Source organism: Pantoea agglomerans NBRC 102470, assembly GCF_001598475.1.
GTDB classification, from domain to species: domain Bacteria; phylum Pseudomonadota; class Gammaproteobacteria; order Enterobacterales; family Enterobacteriaceae; genus Pantoea; species Pantoea agglomerans.
On the sequence record NZ_BCZA01000003.1, the window covers coordinates 1 to 23254 of the forward strand.

Below are 23254 nucleotides of genomic sequence, written 5' to 3' on the forward strand. Positions count from 1 at the left end.
TGGATGACGGATTTTGCGTCTTTCCGATCTGACCCTGTTCCCTGTGCAGGCTCGGGCTCAACGCAGTACGAGCCTGCGTCCCTGCTTACTTATGAAAACCACTTCCCGAACCAGCCATTGAATTTCATCATCACGAAATCAATCATCCGGCTGAAGAACCCGCCTTCCGGCACATCCTGCATCACCACCAGCGGCCGCTGCTCAATGGTTTTCCCGTCCAGCTGGAAATCAATGGTGCCGACCACCTGATTCTTCTTCAGCGGAGCTTCCAGCTGCGGCGTAGTGAGTCTGAAACTCGCCTTCAGATTCTTCATCTGCCCTTTAGGGATGGTCAGCGCAGCATCTTTCGCCACGCCCAGATTGACCTGGCTGCGATCACCGAACCAGACCCGCTGCTGCGCAAACGGTGCATCCGCTTTAATCGGCGTGACCGTTTCAAAGAAACGGAAGCCCCATGTCAGCAGCTTTTCACTTTCGCGGAAACGAATCGCATCGCTGGCGGTGCCCAGCACCACCGAGATCAGACGCATATCCCCTTCGGTTGCTGAAGCGACCAGGTTATTCCCCGCGCCTGAGGTGTGGCCGGTTTTGACGCCATCAACCTTGAGATTGGTGCTCCACAACAGGCGGTTGCGGTTGATCTGGCGAATATTATTGAAGGTGAACTCTTTCTCTTTATTCAGCGCGTACTCTTCGGGCACATCGCGGATCAGCGCCTGAGCAATCAGCGCCATGTCACGCGCGGTACTGTACTGCCCTTCTGCATCCAGACCGTGTACCGTCATAAAGTGGGTATTCTGCAGTCCCAGCGCCTTCACGTAGTTGTTCATCAGGCCGATAAACGAATCCTGACTGCCCGCCACATAATCCGCCAGCGCAATACAGGCATCATTGCCGGACTGGATCACGATTCCCTTATTCAGCTCATGCACCGGAATACGATCGCCCGGCTTGAGGAACATCAGCGACGAGCCGCGCAGCTTAGGGTTGCCGGTGGCCCAGGCATCCTGTCCGACGGTAACCAGGTCATCCGGCTTGATTTTGCCCGCTTTAATCGCCTGACCCACAACATAGCTGGTCATCATTTTAGTCAGACTGGCGGGGTCGAGGCGCTGATCGGCACTGGATTCGGTTAACACCTTACCGCTGGCGTAGTCGATCAGAATCCACGCTTTAGCATCAATGCCTGGCGCGGCGGGAGCCTGCTCAGCAAAAACGCTGACGGGGGCAAGAATCAGTAATGAAGTGGCAGCAAGGTGCCGCAGGCGAGATGTGAAGCGAGTGTTTGTCATGGGCTTGGCCGGATTGTCCTTGTTAAATCGAAATTCCAGGGGCAGAAAATTCTCACTCAAACGCTAACCCTTGACGGCAGCGAAAAAAACCGTCGAATCGTAAAGTTTTTTAGAGTTTAGTAGAGTAACCCTGGCATAAGTGCCGCGCGCGTGCCGCTTTTCCCCGATTCTGTCGCTATCAAAACTGCGTGAAATTCCGATTTTTCGCAGAAGAGTTAAGCCCGTCACAAATATCAGTTAACCTGAACGCCAGTCAGCCGAGGAGACCGACCATGGACTTAGCCCTTTTTGATCTGGATGAAACACTCATTTGTGAAGACAGCACCAGCCTGTGGCTGCGCTGGCTGGTATCACAGGGATTCGCTCCCAGTGAACTGATTGATCAGGAACAGGCATTAATGAGCCAGTACTATGCCGGTACGCTGTCGATTGAAGAGTATATGAATAAAACACTCTCCCCCCTGGCGGGCATGGCCACGCTTACCGTTGAAGGCTGGGTGCGCCGCTTCATTCACCGCGACATCATGCCACGCGTTTATCCTGCAGCCCGCGAGCGGATTGAGTGGCACCGGGCGCGTGGCGACAAGGTCATGATCATCTCCGCCAGCGGCGAGCATCTGGTGGTGCCGATTGCAGAAAAGCTGGGTGCCTGCGGCGCGCTGGCGATTGGCGTTGAAATCGTGGACGAGCGCTACAGCGGCAACACTTACGGCACCATGACCTATAAAGAGGGCAAAGTCACGCGACTGGGTGACTGGAAAGCGCTGCAGCAGGACGAGGCCTTTGACCGCACCTGGGCCTACAGCGATTCGATGAACGACCTGCCGCTACTGGAACAGGCCGATCATGCCCATGTCATCAACCCTGACGAACAGTTACACCAGGAAGCGTTAAACCGCGGCTGGCAGGTTTATCACTGGGCGCGCTGACTCAGAGCCTGGTCCATCAGGCGTAACTGTTGCTGGCAGCCTGGACACGGACAGCGCGGAACAATCCGTAGTACACGTAGTCCGTGAGGATTACTCGCTGCGCTCGCCCCTTCAGGGCCGCCCTGACGGGCGTTCAGGTTGCTAAAGCAGCCTGTGTGAGCACTGCCCAGGCCCAGACTGACCAATAAAATAGCCCGGGGACAGGCTCTTAGCCGCGGGACGCACCAGCGTCCTGCGCTAATCCCACTTTCAGCAGCTTGCCATTGGCCTCATCGGTCAGCACATAGAGCCAGCCATCCGGCCCCTGACGCACATCGCGAATGCGCGCCTTCTGATCGTCCAGCAGACGCTGCTCTTCCACCACTTTCTCGCCGTTGATACTCAGACGAATCAGGTTTTTCTCTTTCAGAGCGCCGATAAACAGCGAGTTTTTCCACTGCGGAAAACGGGCGCTATTGTAGAACGCCATGCCGCTGATGGCCGGAGAATCCTTCCAGTGATAAAGCGGCGGTTCGGTACCCGCAACCTGTGTGCCTTGTGACTCCGGCACTTTGTCACCGCTATAGTCGATGCCGTAGGTTGCCAGCGGCCAGCCGTAATTCTTGCCCCGCTCCATGATATTCACTTCATCGCCGCCGCGCGGGCCATGTTCATTTTCCCATATCTTGCCGGTCCAGGGGTTAAGCGCCAGCCCCTGCGGATTACGCAAACCATAGGCCCAGATCTCTGGCCGTGCGCCGCGCTGTTTCGCAAACGGGTTATCGTCCGGCACGCTGCCATCGGCGTTGAGCCGTAACAGTTTGCCCTGCAGCTTATCGAGATCCTGCGCAGCGCTGCTGGCAAAATTATCGCCGAAGGCGATCCAGAGATAGCCCTGGGTATCAAACGCCAGCCGGGTACCGATGTTGTTGCCGCTGGAGAGCATCGGCGTCTGCCGAATCACCTCGCGGAAATCGCTGAGTTGCCGGTTATCCTTGCTCAGCGTGCCAACGCCTACCACCGCGCCCGCTTTACCACTGCTGTTCGCTTCGGTATAGCTAAGCCAGACGCGACGACTGGTGGCAAAATCGGGTGCCAGCACCACGTCCAGCAGGCCACTCTGCCGTTCTGCCCAGACCTTTGGCACGCCCTGGATCGGCTGCGACAGGCCGCTCTCCGGGCTCCAGCTGCGCAGTTGTCCGCTACGTTCGGTAATCAGCAGCGTTTTGTTGTCGGGCAGGAAGGCGACGGACCATGGATGTTGTAACTTATCCTGTAATACCTCGACCTTTACGTCGGCGGCAAACAGGGGGGCGGTACAGAACAGGGAGCCACTTAGCAACAAGGCAGTTGAGAAACGGGCCATAACGATCTCCTGACGGGATAGAATGCCCTTAAGCGTAGTCAGCCCCTCTGCAATGATGTTGAGGATTTACAAAAGATTAATCAGGGCGACAGCGCTCTGCTGTCGCCCGTCAGAGTCAGGGCGCGTTAAAACTTACCGTGTCACGCACCATCGTATCGATACCAGGCTTCAGCTCGTCAAAGGTGATCGGCGTATTGCTGTTACTGACCGTTTTGCCAAAGGCTTTGCGAACCACCCGGATCATCGGTTTGCCCGTCACCGCATCGCTGGCTTCTATCTCCAGAAACAGTTCGCTGTTCTGAGTACGATGCCCTGACGCCGCCATGGTGCTGGCAACGACCGCGGCAACCGGTACCACTTCATAAAACTGCACGCCCTGATTTTCTGCTGACACGGCGGTAATGGCGGCCCTTACCTTCAGGGTATGCGGCGTAGCCTGATTCACCAGCGGCAGGCGGGTGGCTATCGCGCCTTTTAGCTGGATCTCGGTGTAACTGAGCACCTGATCCAGCGTTTGCTGAGTGACGCGTGGCGTGGGGTGCGCCGCCGGGTAGTAGATCAGCGATGTATAAAGCACATCTTTATAATGGCTGCTTTGATAGTCGGGTGATATCCAGCGCAGAGTCGGTTCACCACTGGCTGACGACGTCGGTTGCAACTGGCTGTAATCGCTTAAAAAACCTGAATATTGCTGCTTATCAGCAACATGAGAAGTACAACCACTGAGCAGCACGGCAGAGACCGCCAGAAGAGCAGCAACGGAAGTTTTACGCATCATCAACTCGCTTGTATCAGGAAGGTTTAAGCAAGCATAGATAAGCCAGAGGGGAAATGCAGAATAACAGAGGCGGTTTTACGCTGCTATGCAGAATAAATAGCAGGAAAACCCGCTGCAGAGCACAGCGGGCGAAAAAGATTACTCAAAGCAGGTATCAGGATTCTCAGACAGGGTGATGAACTGTTTGCCACCCTGGGTCAGCGCCATAATGGTGCCGCTTTCGATATCGTAAACCCAGCCGTGCAGACGCAGCTTACCGTTACGCAGCGCGACGGAGACGGAAGGATGGGTTTTCATGTTGTTCAACTGGGCGATGACGTTCTCTTTGACCATCTCGTTCAGCTTCTTCTCTGGTGAGTCATACTCACGCTGCTCAACCACCGCTTTTGCCGCATCGGCATAGCGCAGCCAGTGCTCAACCGCAGGCATGGTATCCATGCAGGCGCAGGAGGCGATGGCGTTCATGGCACCACAGTTAGAGTGACCACAGATGATGATGTCGGAGACGCCCAGCGCGACCACCGCATATTCGATAGTGGCGGAGACACCACCTGGCTCCGGGCCAAATGAGGGAACGATGTTGCCCGCATTGCGGATAACGAACAGCTCTCCTGGCTCCTGCTGCGTCACCAGTTCAGGCACCAGACGGCTATCTGAACAGGAGATGAACAGCGCTTTCGGATTTTGATTTGATGCCAGGCTTTTGAAAAGATCCTTCCTTTCAGGAAACACATTCTGCTGGAAATTCAGAAATCCGTTGATGATCTCTTTCATTATTTAGCTCTCACATTATCCATTTCATTACCTGAGGGGCATAGCCCCCTCAGTGGGGTTTGCCCGTTTATTATTAATGAAAACAAGTGAATATCAACCCGCCTTTTACCGGATGCTCTAAACAACGGCCACTGTCAGCGTTTCGCTTGTTCATCAGTCAGAGGCTCCGCAGCCAATTTCTTTTTATAGCACGGGAAGTTATTGGAAAAAGCACGGTTTGAACCGCCCGTTTTTTTGCCTGTGCTGTGGATCGGCTTTTACGCGTTTTTTCACTACTTTACGCCCCCGGCTCGCCAGCAGAAAAGGTTTCTCTTCTGCTGCTGTCTGACCTTATCTGGCAAGCGTGGCGGGCTATGGCGTTTTAGGGCATGGCGAAACGGCTGCGCATCTGGCAGCACGGGCGCTGCAGCAGAACCGTTGCAGCAAGGAATGAGGGATAAGATTGAGCAGGACGGGTTCATTAAAATAACCCCGGCAGCAGGGGTTAGCGGCTGCCGGGAGAGCAGGATTAACGCTTAGCCATACTGCTGCTGATGCGCTTTTTTACGTCGCAGATAGTCTTCATCTGCACGAAGTTTGTCCCAGTAGCCTTTGAAAACAGCCGCCGCCGCGGCTTTTTCCTCGTTGACGCCGCGCGGCAGCTCCTTGCCATCCGCGTCATATTTGCGTCCGCCCTTGTGGTTGCTGTAACGGCGCGCACGGGTATACCCCATCTGAATAAATTTGCGCGCCATATCCATGCCGACAAAATCATCTTTGCGCCGATACTCCTCAAACAGCGCCATGATTTTCTCAGCCGACTCTTCAGCAATGGGAACGGTACGAAAACGCCAGTGTGGCAGTATTTCGCCTTTATAAGGCTCGACCATCAGCACACCCTGCTCACCACGCCCGACCTGATAAAGCTCGGGGTGCTGGCGGAAGTCGATAGTGCTGAAGTCCTGATCATAATCGAAAGGTTTCATCTCTTTAGTTTAGGATCAAGTGCGTCGCGCAGCCCGTCTCCGAGTAAATTAAATGCCAGAACGGTGAGGAAGATGGCCAGGCTGGGGAAAATTGCCACGTGAGGCGCGATAACCATGTCGGCCCGCGCCTCATTCAGCATTGCACCCCACTCCGGCGTAGGCGGTTGCGCCCCCAGCCCCAGAAACGACAGGCTGGCCGCGGTAATGATTGAGGTACCGACCCGCATGGTGAAATAGACCACAATCGGCGATACCGTGCCGGGCAGGATATGCCGCATCAGGATAGTCCAGTCAGAAGCGCCGATACTGCGTGCCGACTCAATATAGGTCTGATGCTTCAGCACCAGCGTATTGCCGCGAACCAGCCGGGCAAACGCCGGGATACTGAAGATAGCGACCGCCACAATCACATTACTCATGCCGCTGCCCATAATCGCCACCACCGCAATCGCCAGCAGAATGCCGGGAAAGGCAAACAGCACATCGCAGATACGCATGGTGATGCGGTCCCACCAGCCTTCGTAATAGCCGGCTAACAGACCAAAGAATGTGCCGATCAGCGCGCCGATCACCACCGAAAAGAAGCCCGCAATCAGGGAAATCCGCGTGCCGACCAGCACCCGGCTGAAGATGTCGCGCCCCAGCGAATCGACGCCAAACAGATGCATCAGCGAGGGGCCGTCATTGAGCCGGTCATAATCGAAGTAATTCTCTGCGTCGAACGGCGCAATCCATGGGGCGATAACCGCCAGCACAATCAGTACCAGCACAAACAGCCCGGCCAGCAGCGCCACCGGCTGCCCTCTGAAACGCCGCCAGAATTCACGCCACGGCGTTCGCACCCGATTCTCCGCAATCAGCGGCATCGTTTTCAGTGCCGCTTCGCGTCGCCAGTTTTTCATCGCGACTCCTTAAAGCGAATAGCGGGATTAATCACCGCATAGAGCATGTCGACAAACAGATTGATCAGAATAAACTCCAGTGAAAACAGCAAAACTTCCGCCTGAATAACCGGGTAGTCGCGCATCGCCACGGAATCGACCAGCAGTCGCCCCAGGCCCGGCCAGTTAAACACCACCTCGACCACGATCGATCCGCCCAGCAGGAAACCAAACTGCAGCCCCATCATCGTTACCACCGGGATCATGGCGTTGCGCAGGCCATGCTTGACCACCACCAGCGACTCGCGCACCCCTTTGGCCCGGGCGGTCCGCATATAATCTTCCTGCATCACCTCCACGAACGAGGCACGGGTAAAGCGCGCCATCACCGCCGCCACCGCCGCACCCAGGGTGATGGAGGGCAGAATGTAATGTTTCCAGCTCTCTGCACCGACGGTTGGCAGCCATCCCAGCTCCACCGAGAAGACCTGCATCAGCAGCATGCCCAGTGCAAAGGCGGGAAACGAAATGCCCGACACCGCCAGCGTCATCCCCAGTCGATCGGGCCAGCGATTGCGCCAGACAGCGGAAACGATGCCGATTGCCATGCCAAAAATCACTGCCCAGATCATGCTGACCAGCGTCAGCCACAAAGTTGGCATAAAGCGTGAGGCGATCTCCTCCGCGACCGGCCGCTTCGAGACCATCGACTGGCCGAAATCGCCCTGCAGCGCATTCAGCATAAAGTGCCAGAACTGCTGCGGCAGCGGCAGGTCGAGTCCCAGCTCCTGACGCACCAGCGCCACAACCGAGGCATCGGCTTCCGGCCCGGCGATCAGACGCGCCGGGTCGCCCGGCAGCAGGTGAACAAACAGGAACACCAGCACCGCCACAATCAGCAGCGTGGGGATCAGCCCAAAGAGTCGTTTGAGAAAATAGTTAAACATGCAACATCCTGCAGCTGCGGCCAGCCTCACGGGCTGGCCGGCTCCGTTACTTCAGAGTTGCCTCATCGAAATTGAATGAGGTATCGGGCATCACATAAAAACCGCTGAGGTTTTTGCTGTTGGCAGAAACCAGCTGCTCAACCACCAGTGGGATCCACGGATGATCCTGCCAGATGGTATCCTGCGCATCTTTGTAGAGACGCGCTTTCTCGGCACGATCGGTGGTTTTCAGCGCATCTGCCAGATCTTTATCGACCTTAGGATTGCTGTAAAACGCGGTATTGAAGATCGCCGGTGGCCAGGCCGTAGTAGCAAACAGTGGCGTCAGTGCCCAGTCCGCTTCGCCGGTGGAGGCGGACCAGCCGGTGTAGAACATGCGCACGCCGCTCTCTTTCTGGCCCTTGCCTTCTACTTCAGCGGCACGCTGACCCGCATCCATCGCCGTAACTTTAACTTTCACGCCAACCTGCGCCAGCTGCTGCTGGGTGAACTGCAACACTTTCTGCGCGGTGCTGTGGTTGTGTGACGACCAGAGCGTGGTTTCAAACCCGTTCGGGTAACCCGCCTCTTTCAGCAGGGCTTTCGCTTTGGCCGGATCGTAGCTGATGGCCGGATAGGTCTGAGCGAAGTCGATGGTGGGCGGCACGATGCCGGTAGCAGGCGTGGCGTAACCGGAGAACGCCACTTTCGCCAGCGCCTGACGGTTGATGGCATACTCCAGCGCTTCACGCACCTTCGGATTATCGAACGGCTTCTGAGTGACGTTAAGGCTGATGTAACGCTGCATAATCGATGGCGTGGTTACCACAGCAAGCTTGCTGTTCTTCTCCAGCAGTTTTGCCTGCTCATAGGGCACCGGGAAAGCAAAGTTCGCTTCGCCGGTCTGCAGCATCGCCGCGCGGGTGTTGTTATCCACCACCGGTCGCCAGGTAATGCTGTCCAGCTTCGGATAGCCCGGCTTCCAGTAGCCGTCCCACTTTTTCACCTTCACAAAATCGGTCTGGTTCCAGGTTTCGAACACAAACGGGCCGGTTCCTACCGGATGGAAACCGATCTCTTTGCCATATTTTTTCAGCGCGGTGGGTGAAATCATCGCCGCCGCCGGATGGGCCAGAATGTTGATAAAGGCGGAGAACGGCTCTTTCAGCGTTACTTTTACCGTAGTTGGATCCACCACTTCGGTGCTGGCGATATGTTTAAACAGGTTGTAGCGCTTGAGATGGTTATCCGGATTGCTGGCGCGATCGAGGTTGACCTTTACCGCTTCCGCATTGAAGTCAGTGCCATCCTGGAATTTAACTCCGGAACGCAGTTTGATGGTGTAGGTCAGGCCGTCGGCGCTGGCCTGATAGCTCTCAGCCAGCACGTTAGTGAGCTTCATCTCTTTATCAAAGCCAAACAGGCCCTGATAGAAGGATTTCGCGACAGCCTGCGACAGCGTGTCGTTGGCGTCATAGGGATCGAGAGTGGTGAAGTTGGACGCGACGGCAATCACCGCATCCTGTGCTGCCCAGGCGGGCAATGCCATTGCGCTGCTTAACACGCCAGCCGCCAGTAACCCTTTACGCATCGTAATCTGCATCTTGTTCTCCTGTAATCCCTGTCGGGTTGGTCGCCGGGGCGACATCGTCACTGTTCAGGTCGCACTGATAACGTGGCGGGCGACGAAATGGCCCGGAGCCACCTCCATCAGCGGCGCCACTTCAGGTTCATCCCCTAACGCATGAATCGGGCTGGGGATCTCATCGACCAGTAAGGCTCGTTCGCGACGCCGGTGAGCCGGATCGGCTACCGGCACCGCTGCCATGAGTTTTCGGGTGTAAGGGTGCTGAGGCTGCTCAAACACCGCCTGACGCGGCCCCATCTCGACAATCTGACCGAGATACATCACCGCCACGCGGTGGCTGATACGCTCCACCACCGCCATATCATGAGAAATAAACAGGAAGGCGATGCCAAACTCGCGCTGCAGGTCGAGCATCAGATTAATAATCTGCGCCTGAATTGACACATCCAGCGCCGAGACGGACTCATCAGCGATCACCACTTTGGGATTCAGCGCCAGCGCGCGGGCTATACAGATGCGCTGACGCTGGCCGCCGGAAAACTCATGGGGATAGCGCTGAGCATGTTCCGGCAGCAAACCCACTTTATCCAGCAGCCAGGCGACGCGCTGCTCCGCCTCGCGACGCGGCATCGCCTTGTGGACAAGCAGCGGCTCCATAATGGAGAAGCCAACCGTCAGCCGGGGATCGAGCGAGGCGTAGGGATCCTGAAAGATAAACTGAATATCGCGTCGCAGATGGGCCAGCGCGGCACCTGACAAATGGTCTATCCGCTGTCCGTCAAAGGTCAGGGTGCCACCCTGACTGGCAACCAGCTTCAGCAGCGAACGCCCGGTGGTCGATTTACCACAGCCAGACTCTCCCACCAGCGCCAGTGTCTCACCGGCATAGAGATCAAAACTGACTTTTTCGACGGCATGCACCCGGCTTTTAACGCGGTTCAGCAGGCCGCCGCGAATATCAAAGCGGGTGACCAGATCGCGCACCTGCAAAATGGGTGGCTGCAGGCGGCGAACCGTATCCTGCGGCACGTCATCAACGGCATCGCTGTGCAGCAACGGAAATTTGGCCGGCAGGGGCTGGCCCTGCATCGAACCGAGCTTTGGCACCGCCGCCAGCAGCGCCTGGGTATAGGGCTGCTGCGGGGCGCTGAACAGTTCAGCGACCGGAGCATTTTCTACCACTTCGCCGCGGTACATCACCTGAACCCGATCGGCCATTTCGGCGACCACGCCCATATCGTGAGTGATAAAAATCACCCCCATCTGCATCTCTTTTTGCAGCACGCGGATAAGCTGCAGAATCTGCGCCTGAATGGTGACGTCGAGCGCTGTGGTCGGCTCATCGGCAATCAGCAGAGCCGGTTTGCAGCAGAGCGCCATAGCGATCATCACGCGCTGACGCATCCCGCCCGACAGCTGATGCGGGAAGCGGGATAATACATTTTGCGCATCCGGGATTCGTACCAGATCCAGCATCCGGCGCGCCTGGGCCAGCGCGCCGGCGTGGCTCAGGCCCTGATGCAGACGGATGGATTCCGCAATCTGCTCGCCCACGGAGAAGACCGGATTCAGCGAGGTCATCGGCTCCTGAAAGATCATCGCCATATCCGCACCGCGCACCCGCCGCATCTGACCTTTTGAGGCGCGCATCAGATCCAGCACGTCGCCGTTGCGACGCCGCAACAGCACCTCGCCGCTGACCCTCCCGCCAGCCTGCTCAATCAGCCGCATCAACGCCAGCGAGGTCACTGATTTCCCCGAGCCTGACTCCCCCACCAGCGCCAGCGTTTCGCCGCGAAACAGATCGAGTGACAAATGACGCACCGCGTCAGTGACGGTGGTTTCGTGCTGAAAACGCACATTGAGATCGCGCACCGCCAGGACCTGCTCAGGGGCCAGCGGCGGTAACGTTTGCCTGTCGCTCATCTGTGCTCCTTAACTTTCGCGATAGATAGCGACGTCTGCCACTTCGCCAACCCGCGCCACACCGCGATACATCCCTTCGCTGTTGAAAGGCAGCGCTACGTTGCCTGCGCGGTCGACGGCAATCAGCCCCCCGCTGCCGCCCAGCTCCAGCACACTGTCATGAATAACATTAACCGTGGCCTGCTGCAGTGAGCGCCCGGCGTAGCGCATCTGCGCTGCCACATCGTAGGCCGCCAGCGTCCGCATAAAGACTTCCCCGGTGCCGGTACAGGAGACCGCCACGCTGTCGTTACTGGCGTAGCAGCCTGCGCCCGGCAGCGGCGAGTCGCCGACCCGTCCGGCCTGCTTGTTGGTCATACCGCCCGTTGACGTGGCGGCCGCGAGGTTGCCCTCAAGATCCAGCGCGACGGCCCCCACCGTACCAAACTTACGGTCCGGGTCGAGCGGGTCATCGCTGTGCGCGGCACCATCATGGTCCAGCACCGCCGTATCGCTGTTCAGCGCGCGCTGCAACTGCTCCCAGCGTTCCGGAGTCGAGAAGTAATCAGGCGTGACCGTTTCCAGCCCGTGCGCTTCAGCAAACTGCTCTGCGCCCTCGCCGATAAACAGGACATGCTCGCTATGTTCCAGCACGGCACGTGCCGCCAGCACCGGATTCCGTACCCGCGTTACGCCCGCGACCGCCCCTGCACCCAGCGTGCGGCCATCCATGATGCAGGCATCGAGTTCATGGGTGCCCTGATGGGTGAAGACCGCGCCTTTACCGGCGTTGAACAGCGGGCACTCTTCCAGCAGCCGCACCGCTTCGGTCACCGCATCGAGTGCGCTGCCGCCCTGAGCCAGTATCTGCTGGCCCTGAGTGACAATATCGTGTAGCGCCTGACGATAGAGTTGCTCTTTTTCGGCGCTCATTGCTGAGCGCGTAATGGCACCGGCGCCTCCATGAATGGCGATCACTGCATTGACCATAACGATCTACCCTGTGGTTGCATCAGGACGAAAAACACTGATTTAAAATGGTTTTCACCCATTTTTGGTGATTTTTGACTATAGAAAGCCTGCTAAGTGTTGTAAAGCGGAAACTGTTCCTGTGGTTATAACCTTTTCTTACCGCCATATTTCACTTTGGCCACAACAACAGGCAAGTCAGGCCGACACCGATGTGACTCAGCGGCTAATTCCCACCATAATAGGCAGCATCTGAGATAACCAGGCTGGAATATCCATGGAAAGTTTTACTGCAGGCTTGATCTCCCTTGAGGAGGCACAACAAAAAATGCTGTCACAGCTGACGCCCGTCACCGACTCTCTTAGCGTGCCGCTGGCCGAAGCGGTCGGGCGTATCACCGCCAAAGCGGTGACCTCACCGATTGCCGTCCCGCCATTTGATAACTCTGCGATGGATGGCTACGCCGTCAGGCTGGCAGACGCCAGCAGCGGTCAGCCGCTGCCAGTGGCGGGTAAAGCCTTTGCCGGCGCACCGTTTAACGGTGAGTGGCCGCAGGGCAGCGTGATTCGCATCATGACCGGTGCGCCGGTGCCCGCAGGCTGTGAAGCAGTAGTAATGCAGGAGCAGACCGAAACACAGGGTGATGCGATTGTGATCACCGCGCCGGTCCGTCCCGGACAGAACATTCGTCTCATCGGCGATGATATTCAGCCAGGCACCGTGGTGCTGGAAGCAGGAACGCGGCTGGGCGCGGCGGAGCTGCCACTGCTCGCCTCACTGGGTATCGCGCAGGTCAGCGTGCTGCGAAAACTGCGGGTCGCTATCTTCTCCACCGGTGATGAACTCCAGCCGGTAGGCGAGCCGCTGGCCGAAGGCCAGATCTACGACACCAACCGCTTTGCGGTATCACTGATGCTGCATAAGCTGGGTTGCGAAGTCATCGACCTTGGCATCATCAAAGATGACCCGGCCGCACTGCGTGCTGCTTTCACCGAGGCCGATCGGCAGGCGGATGTCGTGATTACTACCGGCGGCGTCTCGGTGGGCGAAGCGGACTTCACCAAAACGATGCTGGAAGAGCTTGGTGCCATCAGCTTCTGGAAGCTGGCGATCAAGCCTGGCAAGCCATTTGCCTTTGGCCGCCTCAACAGCAGCTGGTTCTGCGGCCTGCCAGGTAATCCGGTCTCCGCCGCCGTGACCTTTTATCAGCTCGTTCAGCCGCTGCTTGCCACCCTCACCGGCCAGCAAAAATCAGCATTGCCGCCACGTCAGAAAGTGCGCTGCGCCTCGCGGCTGAAAAAGTCACCTGGCCGGCTCGATTTCCAGCGCGGTATCCTGCGACAGAACGCACAGGGTGAACTGGAGGTGGAAACCACCGGGATGCAGGGTTCGCACGTCTTCAGCTCCTTCGCCCAGGCAAACTGTTTTATTGTGCTGGAACGGGATCGCGGCAATGTTGAACCGGGCGAATGGGTCGAGGTGGAACCGTTCAACGCCCTGCTGGAGGCGTAAATGCTGCCTGAATTAAGCGATGAGGAGATGCTGCGCTACAACCGGCAGATTGTATTGCGCGGCTTTGATTTCGACGGTCAGGAGCGGCTGAAAGCGAGTCATGCGCTGATAGTCGGGCTGGGCGGACTCGGCTGCGCCGCTGCGCCCTATCTGGCGGCTGCCGGTGTCGGCAGCCTGACGCTGCTCGACTTCGATACCGTATCGCACTCTAACCTGCAACGGCAGATCCTGCATCACGATGCTGATATTGGTCGTGCCAAAGTGGACTCCGCCGCACAAAGCCTGGCCGCCATCAATCCGCACTGCCAGCTGCATCCTGTTAATGGACAGCTGGACGATGCAGCGCTGCTGGCGCTGATCGCCCGGCAGCAGGTAGTGCTGGACTGCACCGACAACGTTGCTGTGCGTGAGCAGCTTAACCGGCTCTGTCGTCAGCAGCGGGTGCCACTGGTCTCCGGCGCCGCGATTCGGATGGAAGGTCAGATCAGCGTATTCAACTGGCAGCCCGGCACACCCTGCTATCGCTGCATCAGCCGCCTGTTTGGGGAACAAACCCTGAGTTGCGTGGAAGCGGGCGTCATGGCTCCGCTGGTTGGCGTGATTGGTGCGATGCAGGCGATGGAAGCGATTAAAGTGCTGACGGCATTTGGCACGCCCGCCACCAGCCGGTTGCTGATGTACGATGCAATGAGCGCGGAGTTCCACAGCATGAAGGTGGCGCAGGATGCGCATTGTGAAGTGTGTGGTGGTAACGCGTAACGTCGGCAGGAACGCCTCTGCTCCCTGAAGCCCGTGCTGAACCAACAAACCACCAAAAAAAACGGGGTGACCTGCGCCACCCCGTTTCAATCAGACGATACCCTGACTCCGCAGGTAATCTTCGTAATTACCGGTGAAGTCCACCACGCGATCTGCTTTCAGCTCTATCACGCGGGTTGCCAGCGAGCTGACAAATTCACGGTCGTGTGAAACAAACACCAGCGTGCCTTCATACATCTCCAGCGCCATATTGAGCGATTCAATCGACTCCATATCGAGGTGGTTGGTCGGCTCATCCATAATCAGAATGTTCGGTTTTTCCATCATCAGCTTACCGAACAGCATACGACCCTTCTCTCCACCGGAAAGCACTTTGGCCGGCTTCTTAATATCATCCTGCGAAAACAGCAGGCGACCCAGAATACCGCGAATGGTCTGCTCATCATCGCCAGGCTGTTTCCACTGACTCATCCAGTCAAATACCGTCAGGTCATTGGCAAAATCATCGGCGTGATCCTGAGCGTAATAACCAATACGCGCATTCTCTGACCATTTAACGCTGCCGTTATCTGGCGTCAGCTGACCCACCAGCGATTTTAACAGTGTTGATTTACCGATACCGTTGGCACCGATCACCGCCAGCTTCTCACCCACTTCCAGCAGCAGATTTAAATTCTTAAACAGCGGACCGTTATCAAATCCTTTGGTCAAACCTTCCACTTCCAGCGCATTACGGAACAACTTCTTGTCCTGCTCAAAGCGGATAAACGGGTTCTGGCGGCTGGAGGCTTTCACTTCATCCAGTTTAATTTTATCCATCTGCTTAGCGCGTGATGTCGCCTGACGCGATTTAGAGGCGTTGGCGCTAAAACGACTGACGAACGATTGTAAGTCAGCAATCTGCGCTTTTTTCTTGGCGTTATCGGATAACAGACGTTCACGCGCCTGGGTCGCCGCGGTCATATATTCGTCATAATTACCGGAATAAACCCGCAGCTCGCCATAATCCAAATCAGCCATGTGCGTACAGACCATATTAAGGAAGTGACGGTCATGCGAAATGATAATCATGGTGCTGTCACGCTCGTTCAGCACCTGCTCCAGCCAGCGAATAGTATCGATGTCCAGGTTGTTCGTCGGTTCATCGAGTAACAGAATATCAGGATTAGAAAACAGCGCCTGCGCCAGCAGCACACGTAATTTAAAGCCCGGCGCAATTTCGCTCATCGGGCCATAATGCTGCTCAACCGGAATGCCGACGCCGAGTAATAACTCACCGGCACGAGACTCCGCGCTATAGCCGTCCATCTCACCGTAAAGTGCCTCAAGATCGCCGACTTTATACCCCTCTTCTTCGCTCATTTCTGGCAAAGAATAAATACGGTCGCGCTCCTGCTTCACTTCCCATAACTCATGGTGACCCATGATAACGGTGTCCAGCACGCTAAATTGTTCAAAGGCGAACTGATCCTGACGCAACTTACCGATGCGCTCGTTGGGATCGTAAGAAACATTGCCGCCTGAAGGCACCAGATCGCCACCCAAAATCTTCATGAAGGTGGATTTTCCGCTGCCGTTCGCACCGATTAAACCGTAACGATTACCGCCGCCAAATTTAACGGAGATATTTTCGAACAGTGGCTTGCTGCCAAACTGCATGGTGATATTGCTGCTAACTAACACGGCATTGACCTTTGTGAAGAGAATGGATGAAAAAACGGCGGCTATTATGCCAGATGTGACGCAGCGCACGCCAGCGTCAGCCGTGGATTCCTTGCGGGGTGATTGATATCCCGGCAGAAATAAAAAAGCCGGAAGGCCATGATGGCCCCCCGGCTCCCACTTACAAGGATTGTGTTGATCAATCGATCAGGAAACTGTCCAGGCTTTTACCGGAATCCAGCGCTTTTTTAATCGCTGCCGGGGTACGGCCCTGGCCAGTCCAGGATTTCTGCTCACCATTTTCGTCGGTGTAAGAATATTTAGCCGGACGCGGCGCACGCTTGGTACGTTTTTTCCCGCTTTCCAGTGCACCTAATAATTCATTAGGATCGATACCGTCAGCCAGCAGCATTTCGCGATATTTAGAAAGCTTTTCTTCTTTTTCGCGATTCTGCGTCTCTTCCGCTTCTGCTTCTTCACGGCGCTCAGTAACAACAACCGTTAATTTTTCCAGGATCTCTTCAAGATCGGTCAGTGGCAGTTCACGAGCCTGGGCACGTAATGTGCGAATATTGTTCAGTACCTTAAATGCGTCACTCATCACAATGTCCTTGATTAAGGGGGGTTAATAAAACTGTAGCGCCAAGACTACCTAATTCAAATAAAAAAATAAATTATTTTTACGCTACAGATAATTCCTAAGTATTAATTCGGCCGAAACAGAGCTATTAAAATCGGGCGTGCCTGACCTTTTATTAACGCTGAATTAACAACAAATGGCACTTTTACTCAGGAGTTGAAAACGATTTCAGGCAGATTATCCCGGCATAAGGCAGTTAACGCTATCAACTAAATGCGGGCCATGCAGCCTCATTATTTACGCTTACGGGCCGGAGATAACAGATTAAAAATGTGCCTGCCCGTGACCCCAGTCACACCAGCTTACAGATTATGCTTAAAAAGCCACCCCCGGCACCGTTAAATAGCGCAAAAGAATTAACGCTCTGGTAGCTTTTTTAATTATGCCCTTTGCCACCTGTTAACCATTTTTGCCGCTGCGATTTATAGCAGAGTCGGATTATTCGCAGATCGCTTAGCTGCGCAATAACAGTTCCGCCCGGCTCAGGCTGACTGAATAGCCTCACGCGCCCCCACTCGTTCAGTCGTAAGTTGCCTTAAAAAAACGTCAAAGAAATAAACTGAGAAAGGTGACAGAGCTCAAAAACCTGAATCCGGAAAGTGCCAGCAACATGAAAATAATCGCTCGCCGGAGGCGCTGATAATAACCCTGCGATTATCACTGTTTTATTTTCTGCTGGCTGCACCCGTTCCAGTGATGCTGAGAAGCTCTCTTTATCAACGGGTTAGATCATGATGAACAACATGGAGAGACAGGCAGCATCGGTTTAACGCTGCCGGAGGAGAGATAAAGCGGTAACTGCGCAGAGGCAGCTACCGCCGGATAACTAATTCGCCTGCGTGGCCGGGCCAAATACCGGATATTGCGGCATATCCACGTTCTGGTAAGTCTCCCAGCCGCCGCCCAGCGCTTTATAGAGCGCCACTAAATCGAGTGCACTCTGCATCCGCGCCTGTGTCGCCTGCTCCTCTGCCTGAGCCAGCTGACGCTGCGCATCCAGCACCTCCAGGAAGGTCGAGAGCCCCTGGCGATAACTGTCGCTGGCGAGATCAAACGCGCGCTGAAGCGCACCGGTTGTCTCATCCAGCGCGGTGACCCGCTGCTGATCGGCGCGATAGCTGACCAGCGCATTCTCCACATCCTGCAACGCCGTCAGCACCGTCTGGCGATAATCCAGCGCGGCACTGGCCTGCTGTGCCCGCGCTAACTTCACGCTCGACACCAGCTGTCCGCCCTGGAAAATCGGAATCGATAACGACGGGCCATAACTGTAGAAATGGCTGCTCCAGTTATCCAGATAGCTGACATCGGTGTTGCGCACGCCCAGCTGGCCGGTCAGTGACAGGCTCGGGAAAAGCTGCGCGACAGAAACCCCAATCTCAGCGGTTTGTGCATGCAGCGTCGCTTCAGCCTGACGAATATCAGGACGACGACGTGCCAGCGTAGAAGGAATGCCTACCGGGACAAACTGTGGCAGCGGGGGTAACGCTTTTGGCGTACTGAGTTCAGCATCCAGCGCCCCCGGCGTCTTGCCGAGCAGCACCGCTAACCCATTCATCGCCTGCCGTGCCTGCGACTGATACTGCGGCAGTTGCGCCTGCAGCGTGCTGAGCTGGGCACGCGCATTTTCCACATCGGTCAGCGGGGCCAGGCCATTACGCTGCTGGCTTTGGGTCAGCTCGGTCGTCTGCTGCGCCACCTCAATCTGCTGTTGCAGCGTCTGAATCGTGCTCTGCGCGCCACGCAGCTGCAGCCAGGCTCGCGCCACTTCGGCCTCCAGTGAGACCAGCGCATCGTTGCGCTGTTCTATCGCTGCCTGCTGCTGGGCATTGGCTGCCTCAACCTGACGGCGCACTTTGCCCCACAGATCCAGCTCCCAGCTGGCATCGAAGCTGCCCTGATAGAGGTTAACCGGCTGGGTCAATCCATTGAGCTGGCTGGCCACGTTGCTGTCGAGCTGATCGGTTGCGCCATTGGATTTCAGCAAGCCTTCCAGCCCGAGCTGCTGACGCGTCACTTTGGCTGAACCGCCCAGGGTGGGGAACAGGCTGCCCTGCGCCTGCGTCAGCTGTTCACGTGCCCCGGCAATGCGCAGCACCGTCTGCTGCAGGCTCAGGTTGCCCGCAATCGCGCGCTCAATCAGGCTGTCGAGCTGCGGATCATTGAAGCTGCGCCACCAGCGCGAATTAATCGCGGCATTTTGTGGCTTTGACGCCTCCTGCGAATCCAGGGTGTTGTAGCCACCCGGCACGGCAGGTTTCGGCGCCTGATAGTCAGGTCCGACGGCGCAGCCCGCCAGCCCGAGGGCCAGCAGTAAACTCAGGGGTTTCAGGCGATGAGAGTAAAAAACCTTCATGTTAGTGTGCTCCTGCACTGCCTTCGCTCTTAATCGGCGACAGCAGCCAACAAAATGGAATCAAAATCAGGGCGACAATACTCAGGCCTGAGAAGACATCGATGTAAGCGAGGATACGCGACTGCGCAATCATCTCCTGATAGAGCTGACCGGTTGCCAGCGTGACGGGATCGCCCACCGCCGAGGTAAAGTCGCGTATCGCCTGCGCCCAGTGCTGAAGCGTAATGTTGAACGGCTCATTCAGCGGCGTCATGTTATGCACCATGTGCGCTGACCGCACCTGTTCGCGCTCGGTAATGGCAGCGGTCGAGAGTGAAATCCCAATCGATCCGGCCACGTTACGGAACATGGTAAACAGCGCCGAGGCGTCAGCATTAAGCCGCTGCGGAATGGTGACAAAGGCGATAGTCGTCAGCGGGACAAACAGGAAACCCAGCCCGATTGACTGTGCGCTGCGCATCAACACCAAAGTGGTGAAATCGACGTTGGGCGTTAAGGTAGCGGAGTAGAGAAACGCCACGGCCAGACAGCTAAAGCCAAAGGCAATGATGTAGCGCGTCTGAACGATTGGCATCAGTTTCAGCACCAGCGGTATGGTCAGCACAATCAGCACCGCGCCAGGCGACAGCACCAGACCTGACCAGGTGGCGGTGTACCCCAGATCCTGCTGCGCCAGCTGTGGCAGCACTACGGAGCTGCCATACAGAATCATCGCCATCCCCGCCATCAACAGCCCGGCGACCCAGAAGTTGCGGTCTTTCATCACCAGAATATCGACCACTGGCTTACGGGCATACATCAGCCAGTAGATGGCGCCGACGATGCCAATCAAGGCCAGAATGGCGAACAGCACAATAAAGTGCGAGGCAAACCAGTCCTCATCCTCTCCGCGATCCAGCATCACCTGCAGACAACCCAGTCCTAAGGTAATCAGGCTGATGCCGATATAGTCGATCTTCAGCTTACCTTTGGCCCATTTACGCTCCCACGGTGGATCTTCCAGCAGCTGATAGATCGCCAGTACGGTAAGCACGCCGACCGGAATGTTGATAAAGAACACCCAGCGCCAGCTGTAGTTGTCGGTAATCCAGCCACCTAATGTCGGGCCAATCACCGGCGCGACAATAATGGCAATGGAGGAGAGCCCAAACGCCTTGCCGCGATCTTCCGCCTTGAAGTAGTCCAGCAGCACAGACTGCTGAACCGGCTGCAATCCGCCACCAAAAAAGCCCTGCAGCACGCGGAACAGAATGATTTGCCACAGTTCGGTAGCGATGCCGCACAGGAAGGAGCAGATGGTAAACATCACGATGCAGATCAGGAAAAACTGTTTACGGCCAAACAGTCGGCTGAAGAACGCAGAGATAGGCAGCACAATGCCGTTCGCCACCAGATAAGAGGTCAGCACCCAGGTTGACTCATCGTAACTGGAGGAGAGCGAACCGGCGATATGCGGCAGCGCCACGTTAACAATGGTGGTGTCGAGGATCTCCATAAACACCGCCAGCGTGACCGTGATCGCCACTAACCACGGATTACTGGCGGGTTTCCAGCTCTGCGCCGTACTCATTCCACCGTTACCTTCGGTTCAACAGAGAGACCCAGCGGCAGAGGATGGTTCGGATCAAGGCCCTTGTCGATGACGATTTTCACCGGCACGCGCTGAACGATTTTCACATAGTTACCGGTGGCGTTTTCTGACGGGAAAGTCGAGAAGCGTGAACCAGAGCCCATCTGAATACTGTCAACATGCCCTTCCAGCTTCATATCCGGCCAGGCATCGACGCTGATTTCAACTTTGTCGCCAGGATTCATGTGTTGCAGCTGAGACTCTTTGAAGTTAGCGGTGACCCAGATCTCAGGCGAGACCAGCGAAAACAGCGAAGATCCCGCCTGCACCAGTGTGCCCAGCTGAACGTTACGCTTGGTGACAAACCCGTCATAGGGCGCGCGAACCTGGGTATAGGAGAGATTAAGATCGGCCGTGCTTAACTGCGCCTTAGCCTGCTCAACCTGTTGCTGACGCGCTTCAACATTGGTCTCCTGCTGGCGAATCTGCAGAGCAACCTGTGACGCCACTTCAACCTGTGCTTTCGCGCTTTGTAGCTGCGCCTGCGCCGAACGTAACTGCGCGGACGCGCTGTCGATATTACGCTGACTGGTCGCACGCGGGTCGACGCCGCGCTGGCGACGATAATCCGCCTGTGCATTAAGCAGATTCGCTTCGGCTTTCGCCTGATCCGCCAGCGCCTGATCGCGCTGTGCCGGATACTGTACCTTTGACAGCGCCAGCTGAGCCTGCGCCTGATGCAGCTGTGCGACAGCTAAACCGAGCTGCGCATTAGCCTGTTCACGCTGGGCACGATTGTCGCTGGGATCGATCTCCACCAGCAGATCGCCCTTCTTCACCCGCTGGTTATCTTTCACCAGCAGCTTCACGACATAGCCGGAGGCTTTAGGCGCAATGGTAACGGCATCGCCTTCGGTAAAGGCGTCGTCGGTGGTTTCAATATTGCGGGTAGTGAACCAGAACCAGAAGCCGACAATCAGCATAATCACCACCACTACCGCCAGAATAATCAGCGGCTTTTTACCGGGGCGTTTACGCTCAGGCTGCTGGTCGTTGTCCTGATTTTCCTCTGACTGACGGTTTTTATCCGTCGCATTTTCTGCGTCCTGCTGGTGTGGATCGCGTTGGTTATTCTCGCTCATAGTTCCCATCACTGGCTAAGGCCCTAATTCCCGGGCATAAAGGTCCTGTTAACCTTATATCGGAAACTGACAAAATCCAGCGCAACTTTACGAAACTTGAGAAATGGCGCACATCCTGCCACCTGTGGCGGGTAGCAGGATGCGTCGGGCCTAATTGAGCAGCCGCAACAGCAGCCAGCCGCTGGCCATCGACCAGGCAAGCAGAGGGAGAGAAAAGAGATGGAAATGCCACCAGACGGCCCGATCTTTCGCCATACGCAGGGCAATAAGGTTAGCGAGCGAACCCGGCAGCAGACCGAATCCGCCAATATTGACCGCCCAGGCCAGCACATCGCCAGGCGGGACTTTTTGCAGCAGCAGAATCGTCGCCGGAACGTTGCTGATCACCTGTGACAGACCAATCGCCAGCAGGTAGAGCTGCCCCTGACCGAAATGAGAAACCGCATCAAAGTGAGCCTGCATCACCGGCAGACGCGTCATCAGGAAGACGTCAATAAACATGGCGATAAACACCGCCAGCAGGCTCCAGTCGATGCGCAGCAGCACTGGACGCGCCATCACCAGGAACGTGGCAAGAATCAGCAGCAGGACCCAACCGGTGATTTCCAGCTCCAGGCCGGCGATAAACAGCAGGTATAGCACCACGCTGACAATAAACAGCGGCTTCTGCCACTGCGGCTGTTCCGGGTTGTCATGCTTATCAATCGACCGCTTTGAAAAGCTGAACCAGGTTAATACCATCAGGCTAAGCAGCAGCCAGGCGGCCAGCGGCAGCATCTGCACAATAAACGCGACAACACTTAGTTTGCCGTGGCTCCACAGCAGAATGTTTTGCGGGTTGCCGACCGGCGTCAGCAGGGATCCGGCGTTGACCGCCAGCGCTTCGAAGATGATCAGTCGCGAGATGGGTAAGTGAGAGAACTTTCGCAGCGTCAGCGTCAGCGGCACCAGAATAAACAGCGCCACATCATTGGTCAGAAACGTAGAGAGCAACGCGGCAGCCAGCACCATAAACAGCGCCAGCGCACGTTCGTGCCGGAAACGCGCAATCAGTCGTCCCCCCAGCACGTCAAAGTAGCCACTGGTTTCCAGCCCTTTGGTCAGGATCAACAATCCGGTGAGCGTAATAATGGTATGCCAGTCTACGGCACCGGGCAGATCGGCCCAGCGAAAATCCGCCAGAAATGCCAGAACTACACCAATCACGATTAATAAATGCAAAACAGAGTCATGCAAAAAAGATCGAAGCAGTTGAGGCAT

Annotated in this window: 19 protein-coding genes; 3 read left to right on the forward strand and 16 right to left on the reverse strand. The window is 56.4% G+C overall.

Features of this window, described 5'->3' with window-relative positions:
* Positions 1-89: 89 nt before the first annotated feature.
* On the reverse strand, positions 90-1292 hold the full coding sequence (locus PAG01S_RS06150) for a serine hydrolase (RefSeq protein ID WP_010254406.1): 1203 nt from the start codon (positions 1290-1292) through the stop codon (positions 90-92).
* Positions 1293-1564: 272 nt separating this feature from the next.
* Here PAG01S_RS06150 and PAG01S_RS06155 point away from each other — a divergent pair, with 272 nt between their 5' ends.
* Positions 1565-2221 carry an HAD family hydrolase gene (locus PAG01S_RS06155; protein ID WP_033785519.1) on the forward strand — a complete coding sequence of 219 codons (657 nt, stop codon included), beginning with the start codon at positions 1565-1567 and terminating at the stop codon, positions 2219-2221.
* 208 nt (positions 2222-2429) lie between these two features.
* Here the strand turns inward: PAG01S_RS06155 and PAG01S_RS06160 are convergent, their stop codons facing one another.
* The 9 genes from PAG01S_RS06160 to PAG01S_RS06200 all read right to left on the reverse strand — a co-directional run bounded on the left by PAG01S_RS06160 (position 2430) and on the right by PAG01S_RS06200 (position 12373).
* On the reverse strand, positions 2430-3566 hold the full coding sequence (locus PAG01S_RS06160; RefSeq protein ID WP_010254401.1) for a PQQ-dependent sugar dehydrogenase: 1137 nt from the start codon (positions 3564-3566) through the stop codon (positions 2430-2432).
* A gap of 115 nt (positions 3567-3681) precedes the next feature.
* The gene (locus PAG01S_RS06165) at positions 3682-4341 is read right to left on the reverse strand and encodes a DUF3313 domain-containing protein (RefSeq protein WP_022625967.1); all 660 of its coding nucleotides are present in this window, start codon (positions 4339-4341) and stop codon (positions 3682-3684) included.
* A 141-nt stretch (positions 4342-4482) separates the two neighbouring features.
* Complete coding sequence (locus tag PAG01S_RS06170; RefSeq protein ID WP_010254395.1) at positions 4483-5118, reverse strand: carbonic anhydrase; 636 nt, start codon at positions 5116-5118, stop codon at positions 4483-4485.
* A gap of 515 nt (positions 5119-5633) precedes the next feature.
* Complete coding sequence (locus PAG01S_RS06175) at positions 5634-6083, reverse strand: DUF4385 domain-containing protein (RefSeq protein WP_010254385.1); 450 nt, start codon at positions 6081-6083, stop codon at positions 5634-5636.
* The gene (gsiD, locus tag PAG01S_RS06180; protein ID WP_010254377.1) at positions 6080-6985 is read right to left on the reverse strand and encodes a glutathione ABC transporter permease GsiD; all 906 of its coding nucleotides are present in this window, start codon (positions 6983-6985) and stop codon (positions 6080-6082) included. Before gsiD ends, PAG01S_RS06175 begins: the two co-directional genes overlap by 4 nt.
* A complete protein-coding gene (gene gsiC / locus PAG01S_RS06185; protein ID WP_010254376.1) occupies positions 6982-7911 on the reverse strand; it encodes a glutathione ABC transporter permease GsiC in 930 nt (309 codons plus the stop codon). Before gsiC ends, gsiD begins: the two co-directional genes overlap by 4 nt.
* A 46-nt stretch (positions 7912-7957) precedes the next feature.
* On the reverse strand, positions 7958-9493 hold the full coding sequence (gene gsiB / locus PAG01S_RS06190) for a glutathione ABC transporter substrate-binding protein GsiB (protein ID WP_010669736.1): 1536 nt from the start codon (positions 9491-9493) through the stop codon (positions 7958-7960).
* A 54-nt stretch (positions 9494-9547) separates the two neighbouring features.
* The gene (locus tag PAG01S_RS06195; protein ID WP_062758083.1) at positions 9548-11404 is read right to left on the reverse strand and encodes a dipeptide ABC transporter ATP-binding protein; all 1857 of its coding nucleotides are present in this window, start codon (positions 11402-11404) and stop codon (positions 9548-9550) included.
* 9 nt (positions 11405-11413) lie between these two features.
* Complete coding sequence (locus PAG01S_RS06200; RefSeq protein ID WP_010254371.1) at positions 11414-12373, reverse strand: isoaspartyl peptidase/L-asparaginase family protein; 960 nt, start codon at positions 12371-12373, stop codon at positions 11414-11416.
* A gap of 256 nt (positions 12374-12629) precedes the next feature.
* On the opposite strand from PAG01S_RS06200, the gene moeA reads away from it, so the two are divergent.
* Together moeA and moeB are read left to right on the forward strand one after the other, a co-directional pair.
* Complete coding sequence (moeA, locus tag PAG01S_RS06205) at positions 12630-13865, forward strand: molybdopterin molybdotransferase MoeA (RefSeq protein ID WP_062758085.1); 1236 nt, start codon at positions 12630-12632, stop codon at positions 13863-13865.
* Entirely contained in the window at positions 13866-14624 is a 759-nt protein-coding gene (moeB, locus tag PAG01S_RS06210; RefSeq protein ID WP_062758087.1) for a molybdopterin-synthase adenylyltransferase MoeB, read from the forward strand. It begins immediately after the preceding gene.
* Between the two features lie 90 nt (positions 14625-14714).
* On the opposite strand, the gene PAG01S_RS06215 is transcribed toward moeB, so the two are convergent.
* From PAG01S_RS06215 to PAG01S_RS06240, 6 genes are all read right to left on the reverse strand, one after another.
* Complete coding sequence (locus PAG01S_RS06215; RefSeq protein WP_010254366.1) at positions 14715-16307, reverse strand: ABC-F family ATPase; 1593 nt, start codon at positions 16305-16307, stop codon at positions 14715-14717.
* A 178-nt stretch (positions 16308-16485) separates the two neighbouring features.
* Positions 16486-16887, reverse strand: a complete 402-nt coding sequence (locus PAG01S_RS06220) for an H-NS family histone-like protein (protein ID WP_003850507.1) — start codon at positions 16885-16887, stop codon at positions 16486-16488.
* Between the two features lie 865 nt (positions 16888-17752).
* Positions 17753-19282: an efflux transporter outer membrane subunit gene (locus PAG01S_RS06225; protein ID WP_010254363.1), complete on the reverse strand. Its 1530-nt coding sequence runs from the start codon at positions 19280-19282 to the stop codon at positions 17753-17755.
* A 1-nt stretch (position 19283) separates the two neighbouring features.
* On the reverse strand, positions 19284-20852 hold the full coding sequence (locus tag PAG01S_RS06230) for a DHA2 family efflux MFS transporter permease subunit (RefSeq protein ID WP_010254360.1): 1569 nt from the start codon (positions 20850-20852) through the stop codon (positions 19284-19286).
* Positions 20849-21994, reverse strand: coding sequence for an HlyD family secretion protein (locus PAG01S_RS06235; protein ID WP_010254357.1), 1146 nt, complete (start codon positions 21992-21994; stop codon positions 20849-20851). The genes PAG01S_RS06230 and PAG01S_RS06235 overlap by 4 nt, the downstream gene beginning before the upstream one ends.
* A 150-nt stretch (positions 21995-22144) precedes the next feature.
* Entirely contained in the window at positions 22145-23254 is a 1110-nt protein-coding gene (locus PAG01S_RS06240) for an SLC13 family permease (RefSeq protein WP_022625975.1), read from the reverse strand.